Origin of the sequence: Aquibacillus albus, assembly GCF_016908325.1 — a bacterium.
Taxonomy (GTDB): Bacteria; Bacillota; Bacilli; order Bacillales; family Amphibacillaceae; genus Aquibacillus_A; species Aquibacillus_A albus.
Window position 1 is genome coordinate 15,434 of sequence record NZ_JAFBDR010000003.1, and the last position, 25,400, is coordinate 40,833.

The window sequence follows — 25,400 nt, forward strand, 5'->3', positions numbered from 1 at the left end:
ACGCCCTGCGAATAGTTATTGTAGTAGTTGCAATATGCCTTGGGGCGCACTATTCGCTTGAGCCAACATTGCTTGTGCTGCTTGGCCAAGAATTGAATTCTTTGTTTGGTTCATCATTTCTTTCGCCATCGTGCGAACATTTATTTTCATAAATGACTAGACTATATCTTCACCCTCTAGCACTCTAGTAGGGGTCGGGCACTTCGGCTTCACAATGTTGAACCTACATTGCTTTCACCTATGGATTTCATCATCATAGCTTTCGCCTTAGATGGTTTATCCTAGTCGTTGAACCTTCTCCAGAGTTTCCTCACAGGAGCTTGGCTGCTGATTGCCCAATCTTTTCTTTTTTTAACCATCACGCCTGTCGTTTCCAACTACGTTGTGGTAAGAAAAACTTTAGGAGTTTCCAGCAATTCACCCGATTATAATCTCTAGCCGTTACCAGCTAGGACGACTGTGACTATTCCTGCTTATGCAGCAGCTAAGTCATAATCTACGTCACGGACACGCGATTCCGCAGCAGTTAAGTTTTCAGAAGATGTACCTAAGTTATTGATTGTGTGATCTAAACGGTTTTGATAAGCACCCAGTTTAGAACGTTCCGCAGATACTGATTCAATAGCATTTTGTATGTCAGTAATAGCATCATTTGCTTTTTCATGATCAGATAAATCAATGGACTCAACTCCAAGAGCCTGAGCTCTCATATCTCTCATAGCAATTGTCATTGATTGATCTTCGTTAGCTCCTATTTGCATTTTTAAAGCTTCACCAGAAACTGTAAATGCAGCACTATCAGTACCATCAGATAAAGTATTATCTACTGATAATTGAAAAGCTCCAAGATCAACTTTTCCGTCTGTTGAAGTTACAGTCTTGTTAGTCACTTCACCTGTAACATTATTAGTTAAAGAATAAGTTGACTTTACTCCCGATTCGAATACTGTAGTACCGTTACCGGTAATAGCTCCACCTGAAATAGTAATTTCGTTTCCATTTCCACTGTCCAAAACAAAGTCAGAACCAACAGCTTGATCGTCTAGTGTATCAATAACAGAACCGTCACTTTTCATTAGTGTAACTTTTTTATCTGAGTTTGAGCCATTTTCTACCTTAATTTGATATGATTCATTCACATCAAAGTTAGCTCCACCAGTTAAATCTATAGCAGCAGCAGTTAGACCTGTTCCGTTACCAGAAACATTATCAGCTTCTATAGAAGTGGAAGCAGTAGTTAAATCGTAAGTTCCAACCTCTGTATCTGTCATAACTTCAGCTTTTAATACTGAAGTATTGGTATTGTCTAGAGCCACACTCTGACCTTGAGTTCCATCTAATAGAGATTTAGTATTAAACTCAGTATTATTACCAATTCTATCTATTTCATCAACTAATTGATTTACTTCCTTCTGTATTTCTCCACGGTCTGAGTCGTTTAATGTATCATTTGATGCTTGAACAGAAAGTTCACGCATACGTTGTAGGATACTGTGAGTTTCATTAAGTGCACCTTCAGCTGTTTGAATCATAGAAATCAATTTTGTTATCGCAGTGGATTTTAACCATTGCTTCTTTACGTTTCCATAAAGTTCAGATCATATCTTCATCCAATTTGGATGCCCCGCGCTCGTGGGTGGTTTATTGGTACGGCTCCTCATCACCTGATCGTTACACCTTCCTAATTACTTTTCGCCAATTCATTAGGCTTGGCTCGGTATTGCCCACCATCCATCTCTGAGATTGGTTTGGGGTTCTACCGAATTCACGGAGTTTTCATCTAAACATTACTGCTTAGAGCGGCATTTCTAGTTTACCGTCTTGGGCGTTACTTTGCGCCTGATCCAAACCACGAATTTGTCCACGCATTTTTTCAGAGATTGCAAGACCCGCTGCATCATCTCCAGCCTTATTAATACGAAGACCTGAAGATAATTTCTCCATTGAATTACTTTGTGCATTGTTTGCTGCGCCTAACTGACGATATGTGTTAAGTGCTGCAATGTTGTGATTAATTCTCATTTAAAAATTCCTCCCTGATTATATAAATTGCCCACATCCTTGTGGTTATCACTAACGTACTAAAGTCGGCCGCCGATAGTACCATTTAGCTTTACACTTATAATATCGGAAGGAATAATGAGATGTTTAATCATTTTTTGTATTATTTTTCAATAAATGTAATAAATCTGTCGAAACCGAGGCTGCTTCACTATTTTGCTCTTGTATATCCAAGTATACTTCCATTCGGTGAATATCAACATGCTTTGGTGCAGAAATGCCTAACTTAATTTGATCACCATCAATTCCCAATACCTTTACTTCAATTTCATCACCAATTTTAATGGCCTCGTTTATTCTTCTTGTCAGAACAAGCATTGTTAATCCTCCTTTACCTGGAAGGATTTATTTTGAGAAAAAATTGCTACTTTTGTAGAAAATTCATTTATATTCGTAATATATTGTTTTCCTCTTTTTTTAGTATTATTAATAATTATTGGTGCCTGTAAATTTACGGTACTTTCTTCAAAAGGGTCTTTCAAAGAAACAATCGATAAAACGACCACATCTTTTTCCGATTCAATATGTAACAATTCCATTGTATTTTGATCAAGTTCGAACTCATATTCTTTTAGAAAATGATAAGGATTCGTAACAATAAACGCTAGACTTACATTTGAAATCGACTGAAGCACCTGAAACACTGGATTATCTTCTAAATCTAACAAAGCAAATTCTTTCTCATCTAAGAACCCAGGTATTCCGTGTGGAAAATGAATAACGTCTTCATCCTTAATCGATATCTCTCCAAAATATTTCGTATTAATATTCATAGTCATCCATCCTTAAATTGTTGTTTCAAAATTAGCCCCGCCCAGATCAAGATTAATAAAATCAATATGTAGCTCATTTCTTTGTTTTAAACTGATATCTACCTCGCCTGGCTTATAGTCAATGTTAGGCTTTTGGACCGTTGATTCAATGATTGGTTTTCTTGGTTGGATATTAACCTCTACACTACTTGGTTGATAATCTATTTTCACTGCACCTGCCGACGGAATCCAACCAATATTAAACTGCTTTGGTTCGTCAAAGCCATTTTCCTTCGCCTGTCTCGCGATTGGGTTTCCGTTATTTTCAATTTTCATTAATTCATCACCTTGGCGTGCTCTTCTAGCAATCCCTTTCAAAACAGCTTGCTTACCTAGCTGTGCTGCTTCTTCTATTCTCCTTGAAATAGGCTTTAAATCCATGTCTTCCCATGCCTGTGTTTGATCAATCGTTAATTTAGATGGGGTTCGTTGGATATCCAAATCTGCCTTTGGTTGTTTAATCGTTTGAATAGCGTTATTTTGTTGAATTGATTGCTGGGCAGGTGTTTGATTAATTTGAATGTTAGCCATCTGTGATTGCAGCCTAATTTGAGGCAATTGCATTTTTTCATCACCTTCTTTTCATTAAGGCTAATAAAAAACCTTGCCACTTATTGGTGACAAGTGCTTATAGTCTTATCGTAAAAAGTCTAATAAGGTTGGTTGAATGACTCTGGAACCTGCTCCTAATGCTGCACGATGAACGGTCTCTTGATTCGTTAAATTCATAATCACCTTTTCCATATCAGCGTCTTCATTATCAGACATCATTTCATTTGCCGTAATTTCCTGACCGGCAATTCGGTTTTCGATTAACTCTACCCGATTCATACGTGCACCAAGATCAGCTCGCTCATCGACAACGTTGTCAATATTCTTATCGATGTTAGCAATAGCTTCCTGTATTCCTTGCTGGTCATCGTTCTTCAGTGCGCTAGAAAATGCTTCAATATCTTTAAACAGCTTTTCTCCAAACACCTCATTAGGGTTAATGTTTACCTTCATCCTTACTCCATCTGACACCTCGATATTTACTGGACCTTCACTTGAAGCAGTCCGGGTAACCATTCCATCCTCACCAACAGTTACTGGTGGAACTAAATCGCCATTAGTGTCAGGAGTTCCCGTCGTTTTCGTTCCATTAAAAACATATTTGTTATTTACCTTCGTATTAGCAATATCTACTAAGTGTTCTTTCAGTTGGTCAATTTCAGATGCAATATTGTCACGTTGGCCTTCCTCATAGGTTCCATTACTCCCTTGTACAGCAAGTTCGCGAAGCCGTTGCAATGCCTGAGTAGCCTCATCCAATGCTGCATCTGAATTATCCATCCAAGTATTTACTTCGGTTATGTTTCGTTGATATTGTTCAATATCCTCTACCTGTGTGCGATAGTTCATTCCCTTCATTGCTACAACCGGATCATCAGAAGGTCGATTTACTTTTTTTCCAGTAGAAAGCTGGTCCATATACTTTCCTAGGTTATTATAGCTATTGCTTAAATTACGCAGCATATTGTTTGATAACATACTTTGTGTCACTCGCATTGTTAGCCACCTACCTTCCTACTAATCCCATATTGTTAATAATCCGATCAAGCATTTCATCTACGGTTGTCATACTACGAGCTGCGGCATTATACGCATGCTGAAACTTAATCATATTCGACATTTCCTCATCCAAAGAAACACCACTAACCGATTCTCTATTTTCTTCTACCTGCTGTCTTAAAGTTGTTGCATTTTCTACCATTCGTTTCGATTCTTGTGAAACGACTCCCATTTCACCAATAACAGATTCATAGTAGCTTTTAAATGACGTTTCCTCACCTAGACCAACATCGCTTTTTCGAAGTACATCAGCAAGCTCTTCCGCATTGGTACCGTCCCCGCTATCGCCATTTTTACTAGCTGCAATATTGTCGCCACTTTCTTTTATTTCATCAGACACACCCAGTGAACGCGCCGTATTACCTACGAAAAAGTCATAATCTAAATCAGTCTCACCCTTCAAATTCGTACCTTGTGCATGAACTTCATTAAATTCAGTTGCAAGATTAGCGGCCATTTCATCCAAATTACCGAGCATTTCATTAAATACACCTTTTGCCTCGCCATCCTCGGTATATCCATTTGTTTCAATCAAAGCTGTCAATTTACCTCTAGAGTTAAAATCACTTCCTGAAACAGCAGTCACAAGTGATGAATCACTATCAGCTAATTCCTCGGCAGTGTTTTCTGAACCTGTACGATCATTTAAATCCTGTAAATCATTCGGATTATAAAACATAACGTTCTCTACATTATTGTTATCATCATAACTGATATGCATTTCATTAATAACGTCGACATCATTTTGTTTAACATCGACTAACTTTACACCAGTACCTTTTCCTTCACGATCCGCTAATTCAATCGATGCTTTCCCCACCGCTGAGGCATCCGGATTCCCATTACTTTTTGTATAGGATACATTAACATTGACAATCGATGACAATTGATCAACCAATCGATCTCGTTCGTCATACAAATCGTTTGGCAAATAACCATGTGGCTCAATTTCACCAATTTGCTGGTTTACATTATTAATTTGGTTAACTAACGAATTGACTTCTTTCTTTGTGACATCCATTTCATTATGTAAATCTGAACGAACACCCTCTAATGAATCCGACAAATAATTGAACGTTTCCGCGACTGCAATCCCTCGCTGCCGTACAACAGAGCGGGCGCCGGAATCTTCAGGATTAACAGATAAGTCCTGTAACGATTGCCAAAATTGGTCTAGCGTATTAGATAATCCTTCTTCTGAGGGCTCATTCATAATCCCTTCCATTTGCTTCATCGCATCCGCTTTTGATTCGTAGTATCCGAGTTTGCTATTTTCATCTCGAAATTGAACATCTAAAAATAAATCCCGAACACGTTCGATTGATCCAGCTTCGACTCCGCTTCCTACTTGACCTGGAATTTGCGGGCGATTTCTAGATGCAGGAGGATAAGGAGAGGTTTGCTCAAAATTAACCCGTTGACGCGAATACCCTTCTGTATTTGCATTAGCAATATTATGGCTCGTTGTATGTAAAGCAGATTGTTGGGTAAACAAGGCTCTTTTAGCTACCTCTAAACCATGAAATGATGACATACCAGAATCTCCTCTCCCTATGCTTTCGAATCAAAAACAGATCGATTGTTTGATTGTTGTTTCGCACTATTCCCATAATTCATGTTTCGTAAAGTCGGTGAAATCATGTCCATCGTTAGCTGAACAAATTGTAACGATTGCTGGGTTAATTCTTGGTTCAACTTTTCTTGTTGTTTTAGTTCAACCATTATTTCCGCTAATTGAGTTGTTGCGTTTTTTAGTAACTCTTTATCAGAATCCTGTTTCAATATTTCTAGCATACTGGAAACATTGATCGCTGCTGGATCTAATTGATTCGTGATTGCCCAATTTTCAACCAGCTTCATCCGCTTTTCTTCCAGCTGATTAATTGCTTGTACATGTTTTCGCTCTTGAACCAATAAAGCCTGTAACTGGTCTATACTACCTTTCTTCAGGCTTTCTGTTTTATCCTTCGACAGCTTTAATAAGCTTTGATGTAGCTGTGTTAATTTATCTAATGCTTCTACGATTGGTTTTACAGACATAACCAATGTCTCCCTCTACGATTGTTTATTCCAAAAATTAATCATTTTTTCTGCCGTTTCTTTAGCATCAACACGATAATTTCCAGACTGAACGGCTTGCTTTATTTCATCGACATGCGCTTTTCTAGCTGCTTCAGGCTGATCCTTTTCTTGCAGCTTTTTCGCTTGGTCGGAAATTTGCAGCTGATCCTCTTTGTTTGTTTCTTTACTTATCTGTGCTTGCTTTTGCAGTTGTTTTTGATATGGATTAAAATTTGTATGGTTTGGACCTTGAATTTTCAAGATCGATCACCTCTTTCCGTCATTACACATGCTTTACTCATAATATCGGCAGAAAACTATAAATGTTTAGCGATTTTTTTTATCTATTGAAAAATATGTATTACCTGCTCTTCTTTCTTTTCTTTTCCCTAGCTGATCGATTTCTTCCTGTGTTTTTAAGTCGGAAATGATTTCATCCGAACAATCACCACATAGTCTTCCGGAATTGATGGAATTGCCACAACGTTCACAAGCATACGTTAAATTCGGGAAATTTGATGTACGCAAGCGATTTTCTTTTACGAACTTTATAATCAACTCTTCTTTGACACCTGTTGCCTCAACGATTTGAAGAATCGTAGCTTGTCGATTGACTCGTTTTTTCATAAAATCATAGACGGTACGAAACGCCGCTTCTTCTTCTTTAAAGCAATCAGGACAGATATTCCGATTCGCTTTCACAAATAACGTACCGCACTTGGGACAGTTTTCTAGTTCTCCCACTTCTTATCCCTCCGCAACCCTTTTTTCGTCCATTATAGCATAGCCGCACTATCATCTATACTCTATTTTATAGTTTAAGAGAGAGTTGATAGAGCACTAATCACTTGTTACCTTGCTAATGTAAAAGAGTAAACGGTTGGACAGCCCACTTCCTTCAATCGAATTGCTGCGTGCCGGACAGTGATTCCTGTCGTATAAATATCGTCAATTAGAATCACCGGCTTATTGATGGAACCTTCCACCCGAAATGGATTCTCACTCGTTATTCGATCCTTTCTTGATTTCTTTGACTGTTTTCCACCATCTATCCGCTCAAGCTTTTGTTGAAAAGGATGTCCAAGTAAATCCGCAATAGCTTCTGCTTGGTTGAATCCTCTTTCATATAGTCGTTCCTCGCTAAGTGGGATTGGCACAAGGATAGCTTCCTTCGCAATTTGTTGAAATGTTTGCTTGAAGGTTGTACGACTAACCTCTTGAAAAGCTTCACGGAGCACATAATCACCTCGATATTTCCATTTGGCAATCATGCCTTGCAGTGTCGAATTATACGAAAAAACAGAACGATTAAAGCTAAGTACACCCTTCCACATTGGGTGATGTTCCCAGCGCTCACAATCCGGACAGACGGAAGTATCCGATTTCCTGCTACATCGATGACACAAGGAGTCTTTTAACGGTTCGAGGTCTGGTTCACAGCTTGGACAAAGTTTTTTCGGCGGTTCCGGAAAAAACACGTTTACCCACGTAATATCCATTGAAATTTCATCCTCACACCATAAACATTTCATTTAACCGTCCTCCCTTTTTTGTTCATCGCTTTTATCGATTGAACTGCTTCCACCATTGCGTTCGTTCTGCCGTCATGGAAAAAGATCACCTCTCCAGTCGGATCATCAGGACTTCTCCCAGCTCTGCCCGCTATTTGAACGAGTGCCGCTTCATCAAAAACACGGTGACCTGCATCCAATACAACGACATCTACAGAAGGAAACGTAACCCCTCGCTCCAATATCGTTGTAGTAACAAGCACAAAAATTTCTTTATGACGTAACTGCTGTACTTTTGTTTCACGTTCTGGATCAGAGGAATGGACGGAGGTAATCGATGAAATAGACAGTTTTTCTGCAAGCGTTGGTACTATTTTTTCTGCTAGTTCAATTGTAGGGACAAAAATGAGAAGCTGGCGCTTAGGATTAACCCGCTTACGATACCATTTCAACAATGCCTCTGGAAGTTGAGCAGCTTTCAATTGCTTTTGTAGGGAAAAACAAAGGTGGAGCTTTGGAGCAGGAAGTGGATGCCCATGGAAGCGGACGGGTACAAACACAGTAGCTAGTTTGTTGGCTTGAACCCTGCTTTTTTGCTGTTTTCTTGGGGTTGCCGTTAAGTAAATCATTGACGCATCTCTTTTTGCGGCTCTATTGGTGACGAAGGGTAAGGAAGGATCTCCATGGTAAGGGAAAGCATCGATTTCATCAATAATAACTACATCAAAGGCATGCGCATAACGAATCAATTGGTGAGTGGTAGCAAGGATTAATTGGGCAGTTCCTCTTTTATCTTCACTGCCACCATATAATCCATCCATTGTCGTTTCTGGAAAACTGGCTTGAAACCGTGGCAATAACTCTCTTACGACATCGGCGCGTGGTGTTGCTAAACAAACCCGCTTCCCTTGTGCAATAGCTGCAGCGATTCCTTCAAATAACATCTCCGTTTTTCCTGCACCACAAACAGCCCAGACCATCAGCTCTTCGTTACCATTTACCATTGCTTTCGTAATTCGGTCAGAGGCCTGCTGTTGTGAGTTTGTAAGGGAGCCTTGCCATGTACATGGAGTTTCTTGTCTTTCCCATTCAGCTGTTGGTCCTGTCCAAACATAAAGCGGCTCACAAGCTAGCACACGTCCCATCTCGATACATTTTCGACAGTAAACATGGCGTTGATGACATCGGCTGCAAGGAATTTCACTAAATAAAGTTTTTTTGTTGTTTCCACACCTACGACACGTGAACCTAAACTGGTGCTTAACAATCGCCTGAACGGGTTGAAAGTAATCCATTGTGCAAAGCGCTTGAAAGTCCTGTTCATCGAGGGGAATATCTTGACGTAGAAGTAATTTTCCTGCAAATAGCTGGGAGGTTGACGGATCTAGTTGATGAGAGGTTTGACTAGTATAAGTAGGTATCCAGTCATAAGAGGAATTAAAAAGTGACTGAAACGAAGAAAAGACTTTTTGAAACAAATAGTACCATCTCCTTTAATGGATCAAAACAAGGGGCTGAACCATACTTTTGGGACAGCCCGCTCGTTAAAATGTCATTGTATTATTTAACATACCATCCAAACCCAAACGAGCCTTCTCCGAGATGTGTACCGATTACTGGACCAATATAACTAGTTAACACCTCTACATTATCAAAACGCTTTTCTAAATCTTCTTTGACCGTGATCGCTTCTTGCTCCTGGTTCGCATGAATAGCAACAGCACGAATCGGCTTGCCTGATGCTGCATCTTCCTCGAACAAGCTTATGATCCGCTTCATCGCCTTTTTACGGGTGCGAACTTTTTCAAACGGAACGATTTTACCTTCCACAAAATGCAACACAGGTTTGACTTGAAGCATACTGCCAACCATCGCCTGTGCACCACTTAACCGACCTCCACGACGTAAATGGCTTAAGTCATCGACCATGAAATAGGCTCGCATCGTTTGCTTCATTTCTTGTAGCCGATCTAAAATTTCCTCAACTGATGCACCTTTTTGAGCCATTTCTGCCGCTTCCATCACATAAAATCCTTGAATTCTTGCACTAATTTCTGAATCAAAGCAATGTACGTTGATTCCTTCCACCATACTCCCTGCAGAAACCGCTGCTTGATACGTACCACTAATGCCACTAGACAAATGAATCGAAACAATCGCATCATAATCTTCTTTTGCAAGTGATTCGTACGTCTCTAATACATCACCGATAGCCGGTTGTGATGTCTTTGGCAACTCCTCTGTTTGTTTTACCATGTTGTAAAATTCACCTGTTTCGATGTCTATTTCTTCACGGTAGGATTCATCGCCAAACACCACATTTAGTGGTACCATATGTATCTTCCATTCTTCCCGGACAGCGGCAGGAATATAGGCAGTACTATCAGTCACAATAGCAACCTTCATTTCAATCGTACCCTTTCTTTTCTAAATTCTTTTCTAGTTTCATGTTACCTTTATTTTACCGAATAAAGAACGAAATGAATAGTCAAATGAAAAGGCTTTAACCAAAAGCTTGGATAATCGAACAGAATATAGTAATGAGAGTTTAATAGATTGGTAATAAGGAGTTACTTGAGGTAAAAAATAGATGGGCTACCGCATTGTGTTGCACGAAAAAAGGGTGCAACACAATGATGTCAAACCGTAATAGTTATACTAATAACTGCCCAATGTGTGGTCTTATGCGGTATTTATTATAAAACTTCTACCCAACCATTGCGGATTGCTAAGACAACCGCTTGTGTTCGATCGTTGACATTCATTTTTTGCAAAATATTACTTACATGGTTTTTTACTGTTTTTTCACTAATATATAAGGCTTCTGCAACGCCGCGATTACTTTTTCCATCTGCCAATAGCTGTAACACTTCACACTCTCGTCGTGTTAGCAAGTGTAGTGGTTTACGATAATCAATCATTTTATCCGTTAATTTATTTGAGGTCTCATCTACTAAGCGACGATATTCTTTGACTAAGTTATGCGTGACCTTTGGATGTAAATAAGAGCCACCATCACCTACTACCTTAATGGCTTCAATTAGTGCATTAGAGTCCATTTCCTTAAGTAAATATCCTTGTGCACCAGACTTTAACGCGTGTGTCACATAGTTTTCATCATCATGAATAGATAAAATAATCACTTTCATGTCAGGGAAATTTTCGATTAATTCTGAAGTTGCTTCTACCCCATTGATATTTGGCATATTAATATCCATTAATACCACATTCGGTTGGTATTGCTCTACTAATTGCAGAGCAGCTGAACCATCGTCCCCTTCTGCAACGACACTAAATGAAGGTTCAAACTCTAAAATTCTTTTTACCCCTTCTCGGAAAAGTTTATGATCATCAATCAAAACTATTTTCGTTGTCATCCTCTGACCTCCTATTTCCCTATTAAAAATTGCACATGTGCATTTCTCTATTTCTAACGGTCAAACTTTTTTTATTATACTAAAAATATCCATTTTTTGTATTGCTATTTTACTCCGTTTAACGGAACCTGAATGAAAATGGTAGTGCCTTTTCTAATCGATGATTCTAACGTCCAATCACCATCGAGCATTTCGATACGTTCACGCATTCCAAGAAGCCCAAACGAATCTTCTTTTTTCTGTTGGACATCAAAGCCCTTTCCATCATCCTTTATAACAATCATGACTTTATCTGACTTTTGCTCTAGTTTCACAGATATATTGGATGGCTCTGCATGTTTGACTGCATTTTGAACAGACTCTTGTACGAGTCGAAATAATGCCACTTCATATTTAGAATTCAGACGTTTTTCAACACCAAAATGGACGAAATTAATGGTAATTTGATTGTACTCTTCCGTGGTTGCTAAATATTTTTTAATTGTTGGAATCAAGCCAAGGTCATCTAAGGCCATTGGACGAAGGTCATATATAATTCGACGAACCTCGTAAAGGGATGAACGTACCATCGTTCTTACATTTTTTATTTCAGTGATTGCTTCCTGTACGCTGCGTTCCTTAATTGTACGATCGACTAACTCGGATCGGAGTAAAATATTTGCAAGCATTTGCGCTGGACCGTCATGCATTTCCCTGGATAAACGCCGCCGTTCTTCCTCTTGTGCCTCAATAATTCTAAGTCCAAACTCCTGCTTCTCCTGTGCATCTTGAATTAGTTCGGATACTTGTCTAAAATCTTCATTTAAATAATTTAGCACAATCGATACTTTGGCAACAAGACCTTCTGCACGTTCTACCGTTTGTTCAAGGGCTAACAACCGACGTTCAATTTCGTCTCGTTTCTCACGGAGTGTTTTTTCCTTTTCCTGCTTCATAGCGAGCTCTGTCTGGAGTCGATGTGTTTGATCATAGACAGCACGAATCTCTTCCTCCGAATAATCGTTGAAATGTTTGCTCACCTCGGACAAGCGAATACGAGACATTCGGACCTTCTTTTCTAGTTGGTCACCTTCTTCTATGACTTGAATCACTTCGTATTTGATTTCGTTTAATTCACTTTGAAGGTTTTCATATTCCTTACGAGATTCTTCACCGATGTAGAAAATTTCATCCTTGCTATTCTCTACCGTATCAACCATTTCATTAATAATGAGATCAAGGGTTTTTTCACCAGTTTTTTTTGGCATTTATCCACCACCTGTCTTTCTACTAAATATCATTCGTATTACCCACAATGTAACTTGGGGGTCACCATCAATTTTTCCTAGATTTTTTTTAGAATAGAAAAAGAAACTTAAAAAGGAGCTGTCAAAATTGTTTCATCCTGCCTTCTGATTTCTCTAGAACTAGAGTCCGGGGGTCATAATACCTAGTAAAAGGCAATAGTTATGGAAACGGAAAACAAATCTATTAATAAAAGAGCAACTTCTAATTATATGAAAAGTTTAATTTATCAATTTAGGTGCGTATTTATATGTCACTACTAGTGTGTGTTCAAACTGTCGGTAAATTAGAAGCAAGCAGATCGAGGCGGCGAAGCTTCTGAGCGGCCAACGAAGAGGTGCGCCACTTATCATTTGGTGACTTTTTGAACATCCTCTACTAGTATAATACATTTGCGGTCATTATAGATACTCTATATAATTAAATTTTAGGAGGTAAGTTCTACTATGATTAATAACTATTATACTGTAAAACTAGAAGGATCTGATGAACAAATCATCCAAAAATCGCGTTTTATTGGTTATGTGAAGCGAGTCGAAACAGAAGATGAGGCACAAGCCTTCATTCATAATATAAAGAAAAAGCATCATGATGCGACGCACAATTGCTCTGCTTATATGATTGGAGAGCATGACCAAATTCAAAAGGCAAATGACGATGGTGAACCTAGCGGAACTGCTGGTGTGCCGATTCTTGAGGTGGTAAAGAAAAAAGAGCTAAAGGATACAGCAGTTGTTATTACACGTTACTTTGGAGGGATAAAACTCGGTGCAGGTGGATTGATTCGGGCCTACGCGAGTACGACCTCACAGGCCATTCAAACGACAGGAATCGTAAAACGGCAGCTAATGCAGGAAATGACAGTGACCGCTGATTATTCCTTACTTGGCAAACTAGAAAATGAACTACGAAACAACAAAGACTATATATTAGAAAACATCGATTATTTAGAGCAAGTTACTTTGACAGTAGCTGTTGAAAATGGTCAAGAGGAGCGCTTCACCAATTGGATGGTAGATTTAACAAGTGACCAAGTGTCGATTGAAAAAGGTGAGCAAAAATATATGGAATTGGACGTAACGGAAGAATAATGCTTTCGTATTAGAAAACAAAAAATGGGCCACACCAGACAAGGAGTAGCCCATTTTTATCTATTTTTCTTCTACCACACTATTGTTTTTCATCCATTCCTCTGCTCGGTACATATGTCCTGCAATTTTTTGTCCCCAAAACGGATCACTAGCATATCGAACATTCATACCAGTATTTTTGTTTCCTAAATACATGCCATGATAACGCCAATTTCCTTCTGTTAAATAATAACTCGAGATAAAATCAGCTGCATATTGAACCGACGCCTCATAGGATTTATACGTATCAGCATTCCCATATGGATTGCTGTCTGTAGCATTAATCCCATATAAATTGTTTTTATCTTGAGCAATTTCACTCATTCCCCAGGCACTTTCGTGAATCGCATGTGCCATTAAATAAACCGCATTTACCTGATGTTTTTCCTGCATAGCTACAAATGTTTCACCAAGGCCTATTAATGGACTATCCGGCTTTTGTGCTTTAATATATGCATCCAATTGTTCAGCAGTTGCGGACGATTCCTCACGAAGGTTCATTTGATTAAAAAAGGAATAGGTTTCCCCTTTAAACGTCTTACCGTCCCAGCTATAAACCTTTTCTCCATTATCGATTACATCTGGTGCTTTCCCGTATTTGTATGTACCAAATGATCCATTTGCGAAAACATAATGATAGAGTTCTTCATCAATGTTTTTATAATAGGAGCGCTGATCATTAATTAGTTGTGTAGGAATAATACTAACATCATCTGGAGAAACATAACCAGGCTTACCTGCCACACGAATTCCTATTGCTTGCTCCGTCGAGCTGATATATTCCAGTTCTGATTGTCCAGCAACGTATGTAAAATGGTTGGTTAAAAAATTGGTACTATAGATGTTAGTAAATCGATCGGTTCGAACAATCCCAGATTTTGCCCAGGTAACTTTCCCATTCTTCAACACCACATGTGACTCTTCATCTGCATAATCGACTGCCTCTTTCAATCTATCAAATGAATTTATTGGAGTGAACTCCATATCTGCAACGACATATTCTTTTGATACAAAAAACGGCATTTCTATAACTTTCCCCATAGGAATTTCTTCTGTTGATACAACGGAGTCACCAATATGTAAAATATAAGTTTCATGAAGCTCATATGCTTCTTCCGGTGTGACCGTTAATACCTTTTGATCTTCTGACAATTGAAAGCTAATTGGATGCTTCTCTTCTGTTTCATTATTTAGAACATAGACATTTTCAGACGTAAAAGAACTAGCATTCATTTTTGTATTAAATGCAACGTTCCACTCTTTGTCCGCAGCAACACCAAATTTTTTCTCCCATTGCTTTACATTCGTATTCTTTTCATCTTCTGCACCAACGATTGCATCTGGAAGTTGAAGGGTAGTAAAGATGAATAGTAGCAGTGCAAGTAGTAGTGGCTTTTTCATGTAGTTCGTTCCCCCTGTCTTGCAAGATTCATATCTATCATTATAGTATGATTCCATTCGATTTAATAGGGTAATTATTCACATATTCCCACACTATTCTACAAATCTCTATTTTTTCCCGACAAATATTTCCCAGGAAATTTAGCTTAGTAAGCTAGGTGAAAAATAGGCATTGAATCAACTAAAAAGAGGCAAACACAATTAAGCTTGTATTTGCCTCTTGAACAACGCTTCCAGTCTATTCTACTTCTTCCATATAGTAATTGATAATTCCTTGAGTAATTGCTTTTGCAAATAACTCACGGTATTCATCTGTCATTAATTTTTCACGGTCTTCGTCATTTGTAATAAAGCCTAATTCCAACAACACAGCTGGTACTTCTGTTTCACGAATGACATGGAAATTGCCATGCTTTACGCCACGGTTTTTCATCTTCGTCAGCGCCACCATTTGTTCTTGGATTTTCTCAGCTAGTATATAGCTTTCTTTTTCATTCGATTCTTTGTCTTTATAATAATAGGTTTCTGTTCCGTATGCGTCCGATGAAGCTGCGTTAGCATGAATGCTTATAAAAATATCTCCAAAGTTTTCTTCCGTATATTTTACACGCTCATACAACTCTAAGAATTCGTCCGTTGTTCTAGTTAGCTTTGGTACTGCACCTAATTCCTCCAGCTTCTTCCCAACTCTGTTAGAAACGTCAAAGACAATTTCTTTTTCTTGTACATCACCATATACTGCGCCTGGATCGCCATCCCCGTGACCTGCATCAATTACGATACGCAAATTTTCAAGGATACTCCCAGAAACATTTCTCAGCTTCAAATAGTTTTTATGTAGGTAACCAACTTTGCCATCATGATGAATTTGAACCCAGTGACCATCCACCTCATAAATGGCTACTTCGTCACCGTACTTAAGCTTACCAAGTACTTCTGTATTCGTACTAGGACCACTTCTTACATTTAAAATGTCAGCAGTTACTGTCCCATTAAAAACAACTGAATTATCCGACGCAATGTCAGCGGCCTTAATCGTAAAGTCAATCGAATATCCTTGTTTGATTAATACCTTGTTTGTTGAATAAACATCGTTTGTAACGACTAATTGATAGTTTTCCTCCTGCTTATAGCCGTTAGCTGGAGGGTTCACCTTTGCTTTTCTTTTATCTTCGGTTAAATAGATACTTGTAGCCACTTTGTTTTCATTGCTGTCTATTACATAAATTGTTTCATTATTAATCGATTCACTGTCCATCTCTGTATTGAACTCAACGGTCCATACCTTTGTTGGTTCTACAGATTCATAGGAAGCAATCGACTTCGAGCTATCAGCACTAAATGAAACAGGTGACAAAAATAATAGAAAAAGCATGAACAAAAAGCCGGCAAGACTTTTTATATTTGCCATAGCAATACCTCCGTAAAATCTACTAAACATAGAATAGCACGAAGTTATTATTCATTTCTACAAATTATGGCAAAAATAGATAGGAAGACTCAATTTTTTTATTCCTAATCATTAAGGGGTCAGACCCCTTGCTCATATGTGCACATAAAAGGGCTTGGTAATCAAGCCTTTACTTCAAGCTTTTAAAGCCGATTAATATTGCTAGTGCAGTGGTGATTCCGCCAATTAGTAAATAAGTGAGGCCGTCGACAAACTGGATGGAAGCAACGAGCCCAATCACAAGTAGTACAGCAATGCCATAACTGAGCAATTTTAAGCCTTGCTTTCGCTGGAATAATCGAAAATGGTACATTTGTTTAGCTAAGATGACCATACAGACCATATTAAAAATAGTACTTACCGTTGTCCCTAAAGCAATGGCACGTGCTCCCATCTCATCCAAAAACAGATAGATAACAAGGATATTTACCCCAAACACAGATAATACGTTTATCAAGACTGGTAAATAAGCATTTTCTAATGCATAGAAAAAGCGAGTCACATACATATTGACGGCTAATCCAAACATGGACCAGGCAAATATTTGCAATAGTGGATACGTGAAATTGGTAGAATCCGCTGTAAAGTTTCCATATTCAAAAATAAAGGCAATAATTTCCTTTGCATAAAAGTACACAAACCCGGTTGCTGGTAATAGCAAGATGCATAGCCACCGGATTCCCTTTTGATAATGGTCTTCCAGTTTTCCAGGATTATCGTTCGTAGCGGTTTTAGCTAACATCGGGTAAATCACCGTTGTAACGGCAGTCATCAGCACCGCCTGCGGAAACTGGGTCATTTTCGAAGCATAGTTTAACGCAGCAATGGCACCATTCTCTAAGTTCGTGGCAAAGATACGCTGAATAAAGAAATAAAACTGAATCGTCGCCCCTCCAAATAAAATCGGTAAGGCCAGCTTAAAGAAACGTTTCATTTCTGGCATTTTCTTGTAGCTGAAAGACAGAGATACTAGCTTCGATCTCCAAATTGAAACGAGTAACAAAACAACCATCGCAATCGAACCAACTGTCGCTCCTATTCCATAAGAAAAAGCATCTAACCAAGGATATAACACGACACCAGCCGCAACAAACATGCCATTAAATAGCAGTGTGGATACAGCCGTTAATTGATACCGTTCATGTACGTTTAGTACTCCACTTAACCACATTCCTATCACGAGGAAAAATGTCGATGGAGCCATCCAAAGAAACAGCTTACTCGTTAATTGAAAGGAATGTGCTGGCATCCCTGAGAAAAACACCGCCATCCAATAGTCTGGAAACACCATAAATGATAACGTCACACTACCAATTACTACACATAAAAGGCTAAAGATCGTTTGCATGAATGCTGTACTTCGACCTTCACCAAGTTTACTATATACAGAAATAAACGCAGTGGTAATCGCTCCACCTACTACGAGATAGATAAAATTTGGTATCGTAAACGCAGTAATAATGCTATCTGCTTGGTAGCTCGTGCCATATTGATACCCGATTACAACCTCTCTCAAAAAACCAAGAAGCCTAGCAAGCATATTTATCGCAGCTACTACCCCGATTATTTTTATGATCCGCAAACTATCTCCTCTTTCTTCGCAAAGACCTATCTCTGGTACAGATCAATCACATGATCAACTAAAACATCTTGATCGAATTGCTCTACCTTTTTCAACGCATTGTTTACATAGGTTTGCTGTTGTTGTTCATCATTTATCAATGCCATTATTTTTTCAGCTAAATCAGCTGGATGATGTGGCTTCACCTTTAATCCACATTCTTCACCCAACAAATAGGTAAGCCCACCAATGTCGGTTCCGATAACAGGGCGTTCACATGCCATTGCTTCTAAAGCCACAAGACCAAATCCTTCAATATGGGACGGTAATACGAAAATATCCGCCGCACCCATCCAGATTGCTACATCTGATTGTGACAATGCTTCATGTATAGTAATCGCATCATCCGCTGCTGTTGCACGCTTCAATTTTTCAAAAAAGCCGGCATCCTTTGCTTCACCCATTAGATGCAATGTTAAATGGGGCACTTTTTGCTTAGCGATTTGAAACGCTTCTACAAGATCCAATAATCCTTTTGCTTCAATTAAATTTCCGACAAACAACAACATTTTATCCGTCTGGTTCATTTTTAGCTGATCTCTTGCAACGGACTGATCAATCGGACGAAATACATGACGATTAACCCCCATATTAATAACAGAGATTTTTTCATTTGGAATGTCAAAGCCTGTATGTATATCTTCCTTTAGTCGGTCCCCTACTGCAATAACGTGATCGGATGCATCTAAAATGGTATCTGTCATCTTTCTTGACCATGAGCTCTTCCGAATCATTTGATCAATATCACCACCGTGTGACGTCACGATCAGCTTCTTATTTAAGATTCGTTTGTATAAAAGTCCTATAAGTCCCGTTGGAAAAATGTAATGAGCATGAACCGCATCATACCTTTTCCCTTTGCTAATGAACCGGAACATATTTCTCAGAAAAAAGCCGAGATATTTTCGGATGACATTTCCTTTCCCTTTTCTAGGATCGGTAATAGCTACAACATCTACGTCCAAACCTTTCTCCTGCAAAAGCTCCACTTGATTTTTCACAAAAATCCCAAACGTTTTGGAATGCTGAGATGGATACATATTACTCAATACCAAAACTTTTGTTGCCTTTTCCATGCTTGTCCGTTGCTTAACGAGCTCCATCCCTTTTTCAGCCTTTTTCTTCATGTCGTCTGCAATATGCTTAAAGCTAACAGTCGTCTGTTCCCAATTCTCATCCATCTCTCGAAATGATTTCAGAAATAAATCTGTTTGGTCATGAAGTACATCAATTGGGATGACATAGGACTGACAGCCAATCATCGTCATAAAGTCAAGCACTTTATGATGATACGATACAGCAATCACCGGTGTATCCGATACTAATGATAAAATGAGGGAATGTAGCCTCGTGCCAATAATAATATCCTGCTCCGCTGAAAAAGCAACGATTTCGTTGGGCTGCATGACTTGCTCATGAATGGAACAACGATCTTTGTGCTCCATTAGTTTCCTGATTTCCTCTGTTACCTGCAAGTCCTGTGGATATTTCGTAGCAAAAAAGTTTATCTCCACCTCTGGATACGCCTTTATTAATGCATCTAAGTTTTGGGCCATCCCATTGATATAGTTATGATAGAGCTGTAAATTTTCCTCTGGCCAATAACTCCCATGGTAGAAAGGAACGGCAGTCACTCCAATTTTTAGTGGACGATTGTTTTTGATCACATTGTCGGGCATTGGCACTTGAAACGCTGGATCCCCAATCACATGAATCGGTGACTTTACACCAATCGATTGCAATAATTTTTTTGATTCTGGATCTCGCACCGTGATTAGCTTTGCAATATGAGCTAAGGAACGCAGTAACACTTCCCCTTGCTTTGAAAGAATCGGACCAGCTCCAACACCATAAATAACTACTGGTGTATTTGTCAGCTTTCCGAGCCAGCCATACATGCCAAAAAGAAAAGCTTCTCTTCCATATAAGTCCATTAAAATTCCACCACCACCAACGATAAGTAAATCCAACTTTTTAATCACAGAAAAGTTCTTTCTCATCGTTGTTACTAGCGTTAAATAATTATTATTTTTCTTGTAGTATAGAGGGGCTGTCTGGACCCCATACATTTTCCTTGTTTGCTCAGGATGATTGGAAAACACAACAATGTCTTTTGGACTCACACGGAATTGCTTTTCAAGCTGCAAAATAATTCCTTGGAGGATAGCTTCATCACCTTTGTTGTTGTTTCCGTAATTCCCGACAATGCCAATCGCCATCGTCATAAACTTCAATCCTTTATCATCAATTGTGTATGTATTAAGAGGTTTTTCAAAACACGAACTAAAAATAATTGTGGATTACCATTGTCTCAAATCATGTCGAAATATAAACCATTTGTTCATCATACCATTATATTATTGTACCACGTTTTATGATAGTGAAAACACAACCTTTTTTCCTGATATTATTACATTTTCATGTTGTAAGATAGTAAATTCGATTTTTCTAACGTTTTTCTAGTCTAAAAAACTGTTATTATATGGTTCCTTCGAGATATGGGTGTCTGTATGATTTATTCATGATATACTAATGGGTAGTCAGATATTATATATGTTAGTCATTAGAAATAAGGGGAGTAATCAACATGAATGTTGTTGAAATGTGGAATCAACGAAAAGAAGATCGTATTCTTAAAAAATATTCCAAGGTTATTGATAAAATAAATAGTAAAGAAACAGTTTATGAAAGCTATTCTGATGATGAATTAAAGATGCAAACGATAGATTTTAAAGACCAATTAGCAAATGGCGCAACGATTGACGATATAAAAGTTGATGCATTTGCTGTCGTTCGCGAAGCCTCCAAACGTGTGTTAGGCCTGCGACCGTATGATGTACAGTTAATTGGTGGATTGGTTCTTCTAGAAGGGAATATTTCCGAAATGCCTACTGGGGAAGGAAAAACACTTGTTGCAGCCTTGCCTAGTTATTTACGTGCATTGGAAGGAAAAGGTGTTCATGTCATCACTGTGAACGAGTACTTAGCACGACGTGACCACGAATTAATTGGAAAAATACATCACTTCTTAGGTTTGACAGTCGGATTAAATGTACCAAACCTTCATCCGCTTGAAAAGAAACAAGCCTATAAAACAGATATTACGTATGGAATTGGTACAGAATTTGGCTTTGACTACCTTCGTGATAACATGGCATATTCTGCTGAACAAAAAGTACAACGTGCCTACCATTATGCAATCGTGGATGAAATCGATAGTGTACTCATTGATGAAGCAAAAACCCCTCTCATTATTGCAGGGAAAACAATGCCGAGTGAGAGTCTGCATAATGTATGTGCGAAAGTAATTAAATCGTTTAAGGAAAATGTCCATTACACCTATGATCGAGAAATTAAGTCGGTCAGTCTATCCGAGGATGGCATCAATAAAATTGAAAAAACATTTGGGATTGACAACCTGTTTGATTTAGAGCATCAGTCGTTAAATCACTACATGATGCAAGCATTACGCGCACATGTTATGTTTCAACGAGATGTTGATTATATTGTCGATAATGGGGAAATTAAGCTTGTCGATATGTACACAGGCCGTATTATGGAAGGTCGTACATTAAGTGATGGTTTACACCAGGCAATTGAAGCGAAAGAAAATCTAAAGGTTACCGAAGAAAATAAAGCACAGGCTTCGATTACAATTCAAAACTATTTCCGTATGTATCCGATCTTATCCGGAATGACTGGTACAGCAAAAACAGAAGAAAGTGAATTCCAACACATTTATGGTATGGATGTTGTATCGATTCCGACGAATAAAGAAATCATCCGTAAAGACTTGCCTGATCAGGTGTATTTAACAAAGGAACAAAAATACAAGCGGATGGTCAACGAAGTAAAGGAAAGACATGCAAAAGGACAACCAATACTAATTGGTACAACATCGATTCTTCAATCGGAGCAAGTTGCAGAATATTTAGATGAAGAACAATTATCTTATCAGCTGTTGAATGCAAAAAGTGTCGAACAAGAAGCAAATTTAATATCCTTAGCTGGTCAGCCACATCAAATTACGATAGCTACGAACATGGCTGGCCGTGGAACAGACATTATGCTTGGAGAAGGCGTAGCTGAACTAGGTGGACTTCATGTATTGGGTACAGAGCGTCATGAAAGTAGACGAATCGATAATCAGTTAAAAGGAAGATCTGGTCGACAAGGTGATCCTGGTTCGACTCAATTTATTATTTCGATGGAAGACGATATGATGAATCGATATGCTAAGGAAGATGTTGAACGGAAGCTTCCTTCCTTGAAGGCAGATAACACTGGTCTCATTCAAAATAAGGATATTGAAAAGTTTATTGACAAGATACAAAAAATTAGCGAAGGTAGTCACTTCCAAATTAGAGAATTCAATTTGAAACTAGACAATGTCATTAATGATCAAAGACAAGTAATCTATCAGTTAAGAGATTCCATTTTAGAGTCTGATGATGTGTTGTCTCTATTAATCAAGCATATCAAAAATGTTCCAAGTAATTTAGTAGAAACATATTGTCCAGCTGATTCTATTGTGGAGGATTGGAACCTTGAAATGCTGCAAAACCATTTAAATCAGGTATTGATCGTGAATCAGCCGATTGACCTGAGTGCCAATTTTGAAAGCCAGGCAGATGTACTTGAACGAATTGAACCACTCATAGAAGCGCATTTGGAAAACGTACAAGCCTATTCGGATAACGAGCAAATCGCAAAAAGTCTAAAAGGACTGACATTATCTGTGATTGATAAAAATTGGATTGCACACTTAGATACGATGAACCGTCTTAAAGAAGGAGTCGGCATGCGTCATTATCAACAGGAGGATCCAATTCAGCTCTATCAAAAGGAAGGACTTGAACTGTTTAGTATTATGTACAACAAGATTGAGCGAGAGTTTAGTGACAATGTTTCGCAATTGATTCGTGCTTATCAAAAAAAGAAAACAAAAGTGAGCGTGAAATGACGAAACAATAGTTAAACGAAGGGGAGAGTTATATGTTTCCATTCTTAAGAAAAAGCAAAGAAAAAGTGAATAAAGCGCGAGAAGATAACGCTATCGACGCAGATCAGATACTAAAAGAAGAAAACGAAAGCTTAGATACAGATGGAGAATTAATAGAAACAGAGCTTTCCTTTCACCCTGACTGGAAGGTTCCAACTGAACAAAGGTATGTGTATGCCTTCCATAACAGTGAATGTTCGCTATTAAAGCCAAATCAATTATCACTTGCTGGAATCGATATTGAAAAACAAGGAAAAAACTATGTTGTAACAGCTTTTATTCGTCAAACATTAAGTAAAAGCATCAAATTAAAAGATACACCAATTCTACTAATTGGCCCTGATAATGAAAAACTAGGACGAAAGGTGTTTGATTTATCAAAGGCAGGTGTCATTCCAGCGAATAGTAGTCGACCATGGCAATTTGTTTTTAAACCAAAAGACTTATATATCAAGGAAGAAGACATAGCAACTGACAATTGGTCATTAGCCTTTGAACTAAAACCAACGAGCCGCAAAAATCAATTGGATTTAGCAGACTCTTGGAAAAAATCATTAGCAGATGAATCCGTTAAAAGCCTAGAAAAGCTTGTTGCAAATGCAGCTCCTTTAAAGCCTGGAGAAATGAATTTTATGGGTATCGATGCTAAATTTAATGAAAACAAAGATTTATCTGTAACCATCCTTATGAGGAATGGCTCCGAAAAGAACGTGTATTTTGAACAAATACCGTTAAAAATTGAAGATGCTAGCGGAGATTTAGTTGCACAAGGTAACTTCAAATTGGAAAAATTTGAAGTGAAAGCAAATACTAGTAAGCCTTGGACATTTATTTTCCCGCAGTCATTGCTACAAAAGGAAAATCCAGATTTAAAAAAATGGAGAGTGTATCCGGTACAATAATAAAAAGCTATCGCACATTGCGATAGCTTTTTTGCATCATTTAAAAAATATTTATAACCTCTGGTACTAATCCATTATCAATTTCAACTGAAGTTGTTGTTATCGATCCACTTGAATTTGTCGTTACGACAGTAATTTCTGAAGGCATACTTGCTTTTAATGCGCCGCTTGAATTTAAATACTCAGATAAAGAAAAATTATCTTGATCAGCTATAAACGCATCTTCAATCGCAGTATAGCTGATGTATTTTCCATCTGCGTTCATAATCGCATGAAAATCGCCTGATTCTAATTTATCTTTAAAATCAAGATAAAGGCTTGCACTTCCACCACCATACGTATGATTTAAGAATGATTCGTTTAGCTTTTCTTTGTTATAAGAATAAAATTGATCATCCACTTTTATAACATAATCTTCCGTGACACTTGCTGCCGTGACGGAATATTGTCCACTTAATCCAACCGTAACAAAAATAGTAACGATGAAACAAACAACCTTCCACTGTGTTTTCATCTTTGTGCCCCTTTCCATCGGTATGTAGTTTGGGTAAGCTAGAATAAAATCGCTTCCCTTACTTCTTATGCTTTACTTGTATCGATCCCACTATCTCATCAACATCCATTGAATCTACCAATCCAACAAACAAATCGACTTCTTGCCTATAATCGAGCAATTTGTTGAATACAGACACGTTGAATTGTTGTGGATTCTCAGTTAATAGCTTTACTTCTACAAGCCGCTGTTGTGCCAAAATTCCATTTCGAACATCGACTTGGTAATCAGGAATCTCGTTTGATGAATTTTCTGAATCAGCTTCGGTAGTATCGGAATCTGTTTTTGATTCATCCTTGTTTTCATTTTCATCCGTTGAAGAAATAACAGATTCTCTATCAGCAGAGTCTTCATCTTTCGAGTCAACTAATTTATCGCTGGATAACTCTCTTCGAACATCATTGGTTTCTTCGTTTTCATCACCATTCGTAAATGATATCGTTTTAGAACTTAATTTTGGTTCTTGATTTTCAGATGCATTCGTTACAGTCTTTTCTTCGTTGTTAAAGCACCCAGTTGTCAGTAAGGCGAGCATAACAAGCATAAAGAAAAAACAGGCTTGCTTTTTCACTCGGACACTCCCCCTAAAAGTATGTGTTCAATATCAAGTGTTGAAGTTTATTA

24 protein-coding genes and 1 pseudogene are annotated in these 25,400 nt (G+C 38.2%); 3 read left to right on the forward strand and 22 right to left on the reverse strand.

The window, feature by feature from the left end; genetic code table 11:
• Nucleotides 1-15: 15 nt before the first annotated feature.
• The 16 genes and pseudogenes from JOC48_RS03510 to JOC48_RS03590 form a co-directional block, all read right to left on the reverse strand.
• Nucleotides 16-150 (reverse strand): flagellin, encoded by a 135-nt coding sequence (locus JOC48_RS03510; RefSeq protein WP_420829206.1) that lies wholly within the window; start codon nt 148-150, stop codon nt 16-18.
• A gap of 323 nt (nt 151-473) precedes the next feature.
• Nucleotides 474-1,532: a flagellin N-terminal helical domain-containing protein gene (locus JOC48_RS21465; RefSeq protein WP_275580697.1), complete on the reverse strand. Its 1,059-nt coding sequence runs from the start codon at nt 1,530-1,532 to the stop codon at nt 474-476.
• 286 nt (nt 1,533-1,818) lie between these two features.
• A pseudogene (locus tag JOC48_RS03525) lies at nt 1,819-2,022 on the reverse strand (flagellin N-terminal helical domain-containing protein); the annotation flags it as partial.
• A gap of 126 nt (nt 2,023-2,148) precedes the next feature.
• Entirely contained in the window at nt 2,149-2,379 is a 231-nt protein-coding gene (csrA, locus tag JOC48_RS03530; RefSeq protein WP_204497681.1) for a carbon storage regulator CsrA, read from the reverse strand.
• Nucleotides 2,380-2,381: 2 nt separating this feature from the next.
• Nucleotides 2,382-2,834: a flagellar assembly protein FliW gene (gene fliW, locus JOC48_RS03535; protein WP_204497682.1), complete on the reverse strand. Its 453-nt coding sequence runs from the start codon at nt 2,832-2,834 to the stop codon at nt 2,382-2,384.
• A gap of 12 nt (nt 2,835-2,846) precedes the next feature.
• Nucleotides 2,847-3,437, reverse strand: coding sequence for a DUF6470 family protein (locus tag JOC48_RS03540; RefSeq protein WP_204497683.1), 591 nt, complete (start codon nt 3,435-3,437; stop codon nt 2,847-2,849).
• Between the two features lie 72 nt (nt 3,438-3,509).
• Nucleotides 3,510-4,421 carry a flagellar hook-associated protein FlgL gene (flgL, locus tag JOC48_RS03545; protein WP_204497684.1) on the reverse strand — a complete coding sequence of 304 codons (912 nt, stop codon included), beginning with the start codon at nt 4,419-4,421 and terminating at the stop codon, nt 3,510-3,512.
• Between the two features lie 10 nt (nt 4,422-4,431).
• Entirely contained in the window at nt 4,432-6,018 is a 1,587-nt protein-coding gene (gene flgK, locus JOC48_RS03550) for a flagellar hook-associated protein FlgK (RefSeq protein ID WP_204497685.1), read from the reverse strand.
• Nucleotides 6,019-6,035: 17 nt separating this feature from the next.
• Entirely contained in the window at nt 6,036-6,524 is a 489-nt protein-coding gene (locus tag JOC48_RS03555) for a flagellar protein FlgN (RefSeq protein WP_204497686.1), read from the reverse strand.
• 15 nt (nt 6,525-6,539) lie between these two features.
• Nucleotides 6,540-6,806, reverse strand: a complete 267-nt coding sequence (flgM, locus tag JOC48_RS03560) for a flagellar biosynthesis anti-sigma factor FlgM (protein WP_204497687.1) — start codon at nt 6,804-6,806, stop codon at nt 6,540-6,542.
• Between the two features lie 66 nt (nt 6,807-6,872).
• Nucleotides 6,873-7,289 carry a TIGR03826 family flagellar region protein gene (locus tag JOC48_RS03565; protein ID WP_204497688.1) on the reverse strand — a complete coding sequence of 139 codons (417 nt, stop codon included), beginning with the start codon at nt 7,287-7,289 and terminating at the stop codon, nt 6,873-6,875.
• Between the two features lie 107 nt (nt 7,290-7,396).
• Complete coding sequence (locus tag JOC48_RS03570) at nt 7,397-8,077, reverse strand: ComF family protein (protein ID WP_204497689.1); 681 nt, start codon at nt 8,075-8,077, stop codon at nt 7,397-7,399.
• Nucleotides 8,074-9,534, reverse strand: coding sequence for an ATP-dependent helicase ComFA (locus JOC48_RS03575; protein WP_239584172.1), 1,461 nt, complete (start codon nt 9,532-9,534; stop codon nt 8,074-8,076). Before JOC48_RS03575 ends, JOC48_RS03570 begins: the two co-directional genes overlap by 4 nt.
• Nucleotides 9,535-9,616: 82 nt before the next feature.
• The gene (locus JOC48_RS03580) at nt 9,617-10,462 is read right to left on the reverse strand and encodes a DegV family protein (RefSeq protein ID WP_204497690.1); all 846 of its coding nucleotides are present in this window, start codon (nt 10,460-10,462) and stop codon (nt 9,617-9,619) included.
• Between the two features lie 290 nt (nt 10,463-10,752).
• Nucleotides 10,753-11,433: a response regulator gene (locus JOC48_RS03585; protein ID WP_204497691.1), complete on the reverse strand. Its 681-nt coding sequence runs from the start codon at nt 11,431-11,433 to the stop codon at nt 10,753-10,755.
• 104 nt (nt 11,434-11,537) lie between these two features.
• Complete coding sequence (locus JOC48_RS03590; protein ID WP_204497692.1) at nt 11,538-12,680, reverse strand: sensor histidine kinase; 1,143 nt, start codon at nt 12,678-12,680, stop codon at nt 11,538-11,540.
• 483 nt (nt 12,681-13,163) lie between these two features.
• Between JOC48_RS03590 and JOC48_RS03595 the strand changes: the two genes are divergently transcribed.
• Nucleotides 13,164-13,808, forward strand: coding sequence for a YigZ family protein (locus JOC48_RS03595; RefSeq protein WP_204497693.1), 645 nt, complete (start codon nt 13,164-13,166; stop codon nt 13,806-13,808).
• Between the two features lie 60 nt (nt 13,809-13,868).
• Here the strand turns inward: JOC48_RS03595 and JOC48_RS03600 are convergent, their stop codons facing one another.
• The 4 genes from JOC48_RS03600 to JOC48_RS03615 form a co-directional block, all read right to left on the reverse strand.
• A complete protein-coding gene (locus JOC48_RS03600; RefSeq protein ID WP_204497694.1) occupies nt 13,869-15,248 on the reverse strand; it encodes an N-acetylglucosaminidase in 1,380 nt (459 codons plus the stop codon).
• A gap of 238 nt (nt 15,249-15,486) precedes the next feature.
• Entirely contained in the window at nt 15,487-16,659 is a 1,173-nt protein-coding gene (locus JOC48_RS03605) for an N-acetylmuramoyl-L-alanine amidase family protein (RefSeq protein ID WP_204497695.1), read from the reverse strand.
• 169 nt (nt 16,660-16,828) lie between these two features.
• Complete coding sequence (murJ, locus tag JOC48_RS03610; RefSeq protein WP_239584173.1) at nt 16,829-18,280, reverse strand: murein biosynthesis integral membrane protein MurJ; 1,452 nt, start codon at nt 18,278-18,280, stop codon at nt 16,829-16,831.
• A gap of 26 nt (nt 18,281-18,306) precedes the next feature.
• On the reverse strand, nt 18,307-20,544 hold the full coding sequence (locus JOC48_RS03615; RefSeq protein WP_204497696.1) for a polysaccharide pyruvyl transferase family protein: 2,238 nt from the start codon (nt 20,542-20,544) through the stop codon (nt 18,307-18,309).
• Nucleotides 20,545-20,906: 362 nt separating this feature from the next.
• Between JOC48_RS03615 and secA2 the strand changes: the two genes are divergently transcribed.
• Nucleotides 20,907-23,282 (forward strand): accessory Sec system translocase SecA2, encoded by a 2,376-nt coding sequence (gene secA2 / locus JOC48_RS03620; RefSeq protein WP_204497697.1) that lies wholly within the window; start codon nt 20,907-20,909, stop codon nt 23,280-23,282.
• 32 nt (nt 23,283-23,314) lie between these two features.
• Nucleotides 23,315-24,223, forward strand: coding sequence for an accessory Sec system S-layer assembly protein (locus tag JOC48_RS03625; protein WP_204497698.1), 909 nt, complete (start codon nt 23,315-23,317; stop codon nt 24,221-24,223).
• A gap of 40 nt (nt 24,224-24,263) precedes the next feature.
• Here the strand turns inward: JOC48_RS03625 and JOC48_RS03630 are convergent, their stop codons facing one another.
• Both JOC48_RS03630 and JOC48_RS03635 read right to left on the reverse strand, forming a co-directional pair.
• The gene (locus tag JOC48_RS03630) at nt 24,264-24,737 is read right to left on the reverse strand and encodes a hypothetical protein (protein WP_204497699.1); all 474 of its coding nucleotides are present in this window, start codon (nt 24,735-24,737) and stop codon (nt 24,264-24,266) included.
• Nucleotides 24,738-24,795: 58 nt separating this feature from the next.
• On the reverse strand, nt 24,796-25,347 hold the full coding sequence (locus tag JOC48_RS03635; protein ID WP_204497700.1) for a hypothetical protein: 552 nt from the start codon (nt 25,345-25,347) through the stop codon (nt 24,796-24,798).
• Between the last annotated feature and the right edge of the window lie 53 nt (nt 25,348-25,400).